This is a genomic window from Pyxidicoccus fallax, from assembly GCF_012933655.1.
Taxonomy (GTDB): Bacteria; Myxococcota; Myxococcia; order Myxococcales; family Myxococcaceae; genus Myxococcus; species Myxococcus fallax.
Genome location: NZ_JABBJJ010000539.1, coordinates 1 through 5,545 on the forward strand (window position 1 = coordinate 1; position 5,545 = coordinate 5,545).

A 5,545-nucleotide genomic window follows, 5' to 3' on the forward strand; every position below is an offset into this window, starting at 1 on the left:
GGCTTCAGCCCATCAATGATGCGACGAGGGCGGGCCAGTCGGTGTCGGGCGGGAGGCGTCCCTCCGCGTGCTCGGGGCGGCCTCCGCCCCGGCCCTTCGCGGCCTCTGCGGCCTTCTTGAGGAAGGCGCCGCAGCCGAAGGAGGCGCTGGCGCCCCGGGAGACGAGGACGGGCATGCCGTCGGGGAGCCGGCCGGCGAGCAGCACCACGGCTTCGGGGCGAGACGTGAGGCGCGCGGCCACGGCGCGCAGCTGCTCGGGGCCGGCGCCGTCGAGCACCGCCACCACGCGCTTGTCCGGGGACGCGTCCAGCGCGGCCAACAGCTCCGCGGCGGAGTGCTCGGCCAGGCGCGCGCGGGCGGCGCCCAGGGCCTCGCGGGCCTCGGTCAGCTCGCGGCGCAGCTTGTCCACCACGGTGGGCACCTCCAGGGGGCCACAGGTGAAGGCGCGGCTCATGGCGCGCAGCGTGCCGGCCTCCTCCCACAGCTCGCGCCGGGCGCGGGGGCCCGCGGAGAAGAGGACGCGGCCCTTGCCCTTGTAGCGCTCCACGCCCAGCACCCGTACCAGGCCCACCTGCCCGGAGCGCGTGCAGTGCGTGCCGCCGCAGGGCGATACGTCGAAGTCGCCAATCTGGATGACGCGGATGTTGGCCGTCACCTTGGGCGCGCGGCGCAGCGGCAGCGCGGCCAGCTCCTCCGGCGTGGGGAAGAAGGCGCGGATGGGGACGTCGTCATCGATGATGGCGTTGACGAGGGCCTCCGCCTCGGCCACCTGGCGCTCGTCCAGGGTGTCCTGGTCCGTGTCGATGGTGCACAGCGTCTCGCCCAGGCGGGCGGACACGGTGGCCGCGCCCGCCACATCCACGAGCGCGCGCGACAGCATGTGCTGGCCGGTGTGCAGCGACATGTTCGCGCGGCGGCGGACCCGGTCCACCTCGCCCGTCAGCTCCGTGCCGGGCCCGGGCAGCGAGGCGCCCTCCGGCACCTCCAGCAGGTGGTGGACGACGCCGTCATCGTCCACCTGCACGTCGCGCACGGGCAGCCCGCCGAGCACGCCCCGGTCCCCCATCTGCCCGCCCGCCTCCGGGTAGAAGGCGGTGCGCTCCAGGACGACGGAGGGCGCGCCGCTCCAGGTGCCTTGCCCGACGACGCGGGCGGTGAAGCGGTGGAGGAAGGGGTCGGCGTAATAGAGGCGCTCGGTAGGGGACATGACTCGGGAAGGGATAACACGGGCGCGCTGAAACCAACGCGCGGCTCGTGTCACTCCTGTGGGCGTGGGCCGAAGGGCCTTGTCGCCGCCAGCCTCCCGGGTGGGAAGGCGGGCGTTCCATCTCCATTCATCGTCCAAGAGGTTGTTCCATGAAGCTCATGGTCTCCGTTGCCATGGCCGCTGGTGCCCTGCTGTCGCTCGCCGTTCCCGCGTTCGCGGGGGAGGGCAAGGCGTGTGACAAGAACTGCCCGAAGGCCCATGCGCACCTCAAGAGCAACCCCATCGCCGCGACGCCCCGCGCGGAGGCGCCGTCGCTCGGGGCCCGTGACGCGGCGGTGACGGTGGAGGTCTGGTCGGACTTCCAGTGCCCGTTCTGCGCGAAGGGCGCCAGCATCGTCGGCGAGCTGCGCGAGAAGTACGGCGACAAGGTCCGCATCGTCTTCCGTCACCAGCCGCTGCCCATGCACGGCAACGCGCGCCTCGCCGCCATCGCCACCATGGCCGCGCACGAGCAGGGGAAGTTCTGGCAGATGCACGACGTGCTCTTCGACAACCAGCGCTCGCTGGACCGCGCGTCGCTGGAGGAGTACGCGCGCGGCCTGGGCCTGGACCTGCCCCGCTTCCGCGCGGCGCTCGACAACCCCGCCCTGGCCAACTACGTCGACGCGGAGGTGGTGGAGGCCCAGCGGCGCGGCATCGCCGGCACCCCCACCTTCTTCGTCAACGGCAAGTCCATCATGGGCGCGCGCCCGCTGGAGGACTTCACCCAGCTCATCGACGCGGAGCTGAAGCGCTAGGCCGGGTCCCACTCCACGAGGAGCCGCCGGGGGCCGCGGTGCAGGAAGTTGGGCACGTACTGGATGGCGTCTCCCGGCGCCAGCCGCAGGCCGGGCAGCCGCCGCAGCAGCAATTCCAGCGCGGCGCGCACCTCCATCCGGGCGAGCGGCGCGCCGATGCAGTAGTGGATGCCCTGCCCGAAGCCCAGGTGCCGGCTCACGTCGGGGCGGTGGAAGTCGGCGCGGTCCGGCGCCTGGAAGGCGGCGGCATCCCGGTTGGCGGAGGCGAAGAGGACGAGCAGCCGCGCGCCCTCGGGCACCTCCACGCCGCCCAGCGTCACCGCGCGCCGCGTGGTGCGCATCATGCCCTGCACCGGCGAGTCCCGGCGCAGTCCCTCCTCGATGGCGAGCGGGATGAGGGCCGGGTCCTCGCGCAGTGCCCGCAGCCGCTCCGGCTCCTTCAGCAACATCACCAGCACGTTGCCGAGCAGGTTGGCCGTCGTCTCGTGTCCGGCGAAGTGCAGCATGGACAAGAGGCTGATGAGCTCCACGTCATTCAGCGGGGGCGTGTCCTCGTGGCGCGCCTCGATGAGCGCGCTGATGAGGTCGTCCTTCGGCTCGCGCCGCCGCTCGGCGATGTGGCCCGCGAGGTACTTCTGCACGGCCACCAGTCCCCGCGCGCACTCCACCTGCCGGGCCACGGGGGCATTGCCCGCGGAGAGCGTGGACAGGTCCTCCGTCCAGGACTTGAGCCGCTCCAGGTCCGAGTCCGGCAGCCCGAGGATGGCGCCGATGACACGCGCGGGCAGGGGGAAGGCCAGCCGCTCCACGAGGTCCGCGCGGCCCTCGTTCGCGAAGGCGTCCACCAGCTCCGTGGCGATGGCGCGCACCCGCGACTCCATGGCGGAGACGCGGTGGGGCGCCAGGGCCTTGGTGACGATGACGCGCATGCGCGTGTGGTTGGGCGGGTCGTCGTCCACGAGCGCGGGCACCTGCGGGTAGCCCGCCGCCAGCGCCGCCAGCACCTCGGGCGCGGGCGGCACCGGGTTCTTGAAGGCGTTGGCGGACAGGAAGTCGCCCGGGTTCATCACCACCGTCTTCACGTCCTCGTGGCGGGAGACCACCCACAGGTGCATCTCCTCGCTGAACTGGACGGGGGCCTCCTCGCGCAGCCGCGCGTAGAGGGGGTACGGGTCCTCCACGTACCGGGGCTCGAAGCGGCTGGAGAAGGCGGGCGGAGTCTTCGTCGACATGGCGCGGGAGTCTAGCCGCGCGCCCTCTGGGAGGACATCATCGCCCCGCCGTCGAGCCCCGCCGCCAGCGCGGGGACGCGGGGCAGGCGCACGGTGAAGGTGGCGCCCTGGCCCGGCGCGCTGTCCACCTGGATGCGGCCGCTGTGCGCGGTGACGATGCCGTGCACCACGGACAGGCCCATGCCGGTGCCCTCGCCCGGGGCCTTGGTGGTGAAGAAGGGCTCGAAGAGCCGCGCGCGCACCTCCGGCGTCATCCCCACGCCGCTGTCGCGCACCTCCAGCACCGCTTCCTCCTCCTCCATGCGCGTGGACACGAAGACGCGGCCGCCCTCGGGCATGGCCTGCGCGGCGTTCATCAGGAGGTTCACCACCACCTGGGCAATCTGCCCCGGGTGGCCGAGCAGGCGCGGCAGGTCTTTCAAGTCCAGCTCCACCTGGCACTGGGGCCCGAGCTGGCCGCGGGCGATGCGCAGCGCGACGGCCACCTCCTGGTTGAGGTCGTACTCCGCGATGGCCTCTGGATCCCCTCGCGCGAAGCGGCGCAGGTCCGCGACGATGGACGTCACCCGGCGGATGCCGTCCATCGTCGCCGGCAGCACGTCATCGACGTACTCCTGGAGCACCGGCGACAGGTTGGGGGACGCCTTGAGGTCCTGGAAGAGCGAGTTGACGTTGCTCTTCACGTAGCTCATCGGGTTGTTGATTTCGTGCGCCACGCCCGCCGCCAGCATGCCCAGGCTGGTGAGCCGCTCCTGCTCGCGGGCGCGGTGGTGGGCCACGTCGAGCTGCTGGTGCGCCTGCGCCAGTTCCCGATGCGCTCGCTCCAGCTCCTCGTGCTGCTGCGCCAGGCTGTGCAGCGCCTGGTGGGTGAGGAAGACGCGGCCCTCGGAGATGAAGTAGACGAGCAGCGACGCGAGCACGAAGCACGCGGGCACCAGGGGCGGACACCCGTCCACCAGGGCCACGCCGACCACCAGCGCCAGCATCCCCAACAGGCGCGCGCGCGCGGACGGGTCCACGAAGCGGTCCACCCACAGGGCGTTGAGCGGCAGGTACAGCCATATGGGCAGCGCCCAGTCGCTGGCCAGGCCGTAGATGACGTTGGCCACCATGTTCACCGAGAGCCGCAGGCCCTCCCGGGCCCGGGTGTGCTCGGAGAAGAAGCGCGTGGCGAGCACCATGTTGATGCCCGTCACCGCCAGGAACACCGCCGTCACCAGGGCGATGCGCGCCCACTGGCCCCAGATGGCGGAGACCAGCAGCAGGTGGATGAGGATGCAGGCGATGAGGGTGAAGTGCTTGAGCCGGGAGTTCACCCAGGCGGCGTCCGCCTCCGGACTCCCAGGCGACAGCGACACCCGCTGCCTCATGCGTCGCCCACACCCGTGCGGACCGACGACTCCGCCTCCTCCGCGCGCACCGGTAGCTCCAGCCGCAGCCGCTGGGGACCGCCCACCTCGGCGACGAACGACAGCCGCCCGCCGTAGCGCTCCAGCAGGCCGCCCACCACCTTCAGGCTGTCAGCGGCCAGCACGCCCGCGAAGCGCTCGATGATGGAGAGAGCCTGCTCGGCGGGGAAGGCCGGGTCCGACATCTGCACCTTCAGCACCATGGAGGCGTCGGACATGCCCACCTCCGCGCTGACGCCCTGGGCGGCGCGGAAGGGCGCGTATAACTGCGCCATCGTCTCGCGCTGGCGCAGCAGGCTCGTGAGGTAGGAGACCAGCTCCGCGTCGTCCCACGGCTTGCTGATGAAGCGGCAGATTTCGCCCTCGTTCACCGAGGCCACCACCGACTTGAAGTCCGCGTAGCCGGAGATGATGAGCCGCAGCGCCAGGGGGTGGCTGCGCTTGACGCGCTGGAGCAGCTCGCTGCCCGTCATCCCCGGCATCCGGAAGTCCGTCAGGACGATGTCCGGGCTGAACTCCTTGAGTCGCTCCAGGGCCTCGGCGCCGCTGAAGGCGACCTGGACGTCGAAGCCCTCCCTGCGGAACAGCCGCCGCAGCGCATGTGCCACCTGCGGCTCGTCGTCCACCACCAGCAGCTTGAATGCTTCCATGACAGCGTCGGCTCCTTCGCCGGCCACTGTAACGAAGGCCCGAGCGAAATGCCCTGGCTCCTTGCGCGGGACAACGAGTCACCCTCACACCAGCGACAGGGTGGGAGCCCGCTTTCCGGTTCTTCCGGCGTGCGAGGCGCAGAACAGGCGGGAGGGCGGGCGGTATTCCTCATGGACGCAAGATGTGGCGCGCGGCAGGAACATGGCTTGCCCGGGCTGTCTCTTATACACAGCTGACGCTGCCAATGCA

5 protein-coding genes are annotated in these 5,545 nt (G+C 71.6%); 1 reads left to right on the plus strand and 4 read right to left on the minus strand.

The window, feature by feature from the left end:
• Window positions 1-4 precede the first annotated feature (4 nt).
• On the minus strand, window positions 5-1,207 hold the full coding sequence (locus tag HG543_RS51030; protein ID WP_169352249.1) for an alanyl-tRNA editing protein: 1,203 nt from the start codon (window positions 1,205-1,207) through the stop codon (window positions 5-7).
• 149 nt (window positions 1,208-1,356) lie between these two features.
• On the opposite strand from HG543_RS51030, the gene HG543_RS51035 reads away from it, so the two are divergent.
• A complete protein-coding gene (locus tag HG543_RS51035) occupies window positions 1,357-2,004 on the plus strand; it encodes a DsbA family protein (RefSeq protein WP_169352250.1) in 648 nt (215 codons plus the stop codon).
• Here the strand turns inward: HG543_RS51035 and HG543_RS51040 are convergent.
• From HG543_RS51040 to HG543_RS51050, 3 genes are read right to left on the minus strand one after another with little or no spacing between them, the layout of a single operon-like run.
• Window positions 2,001-3,236 (minus strand): cytochrome P450, encoded by a 1,236-nt coding sequence (locus HG543_RS51040; protein ID WP_169352251.1) that lies wholly within the window; start codon window positions 3,234-3,236, stop codon window positions 2,001-2,003. The genes HG543_RS51035 and HG543_RS51040 overlap by 4 nt on opposite strands.
• 11 nt (window positions 3,237-3,247) lie before the next feature.
• On the minus strand, window positions 3,248-4,594 hold the full coding sequence (locus HG543_RS51045) for an ATP-binding protein (RefSeq protein ID WP_169352252.1): 1,347 nt from the start codon (window positions 4,592-4,594) through the stop codon (window positions 3,248-3,250).
• An 8-nt stretch (window positions 4,595-4,602) separates the two neighbouring features.
• On the minus strand, window positions 4,603-5,295 hold the full coding sequence (locus HG543_RS51050) for a response regulator (protein WP_169352253.1): 693 nt from the start codon (window positions 5,293-5,295) through the stop codon (window positions 4,603-4,605).
• Window positions 5,296-5,545: the final 250 nt, after the last annotated feature.

Coding starts and splice junctions, on each gene's coding strand:
- HG543_RS51030 (WP_169352249.1), bottom strand. CDS start 1,207: ATGTCCCCTACCGAGCGCCTCTATTACGCCGACCCCTTCCTCCACCGC.
- HG543_RS51035 (WP_169352250.1), top strand. CDS start 1,357: ATGAAGCTCATGGTCTCCGTTGCCATGGCCGCTGGTGCCCTGCTGTCG.
- HG543_RS51040 (WP_169352251.1), bottom strand. CDS start 3,236: ATGTCGACGAAGACTCCGCCCGCCTTCTCCAGCCGCTTCGAGCCCCGG.
- HG543_RS51050 (WP_169352253.1), bottom strand. CDS start 5,295: ATGGAAGCATTCAAGCTGCTGGTGGTGGACGACGAGCCGCAGGTGGCA.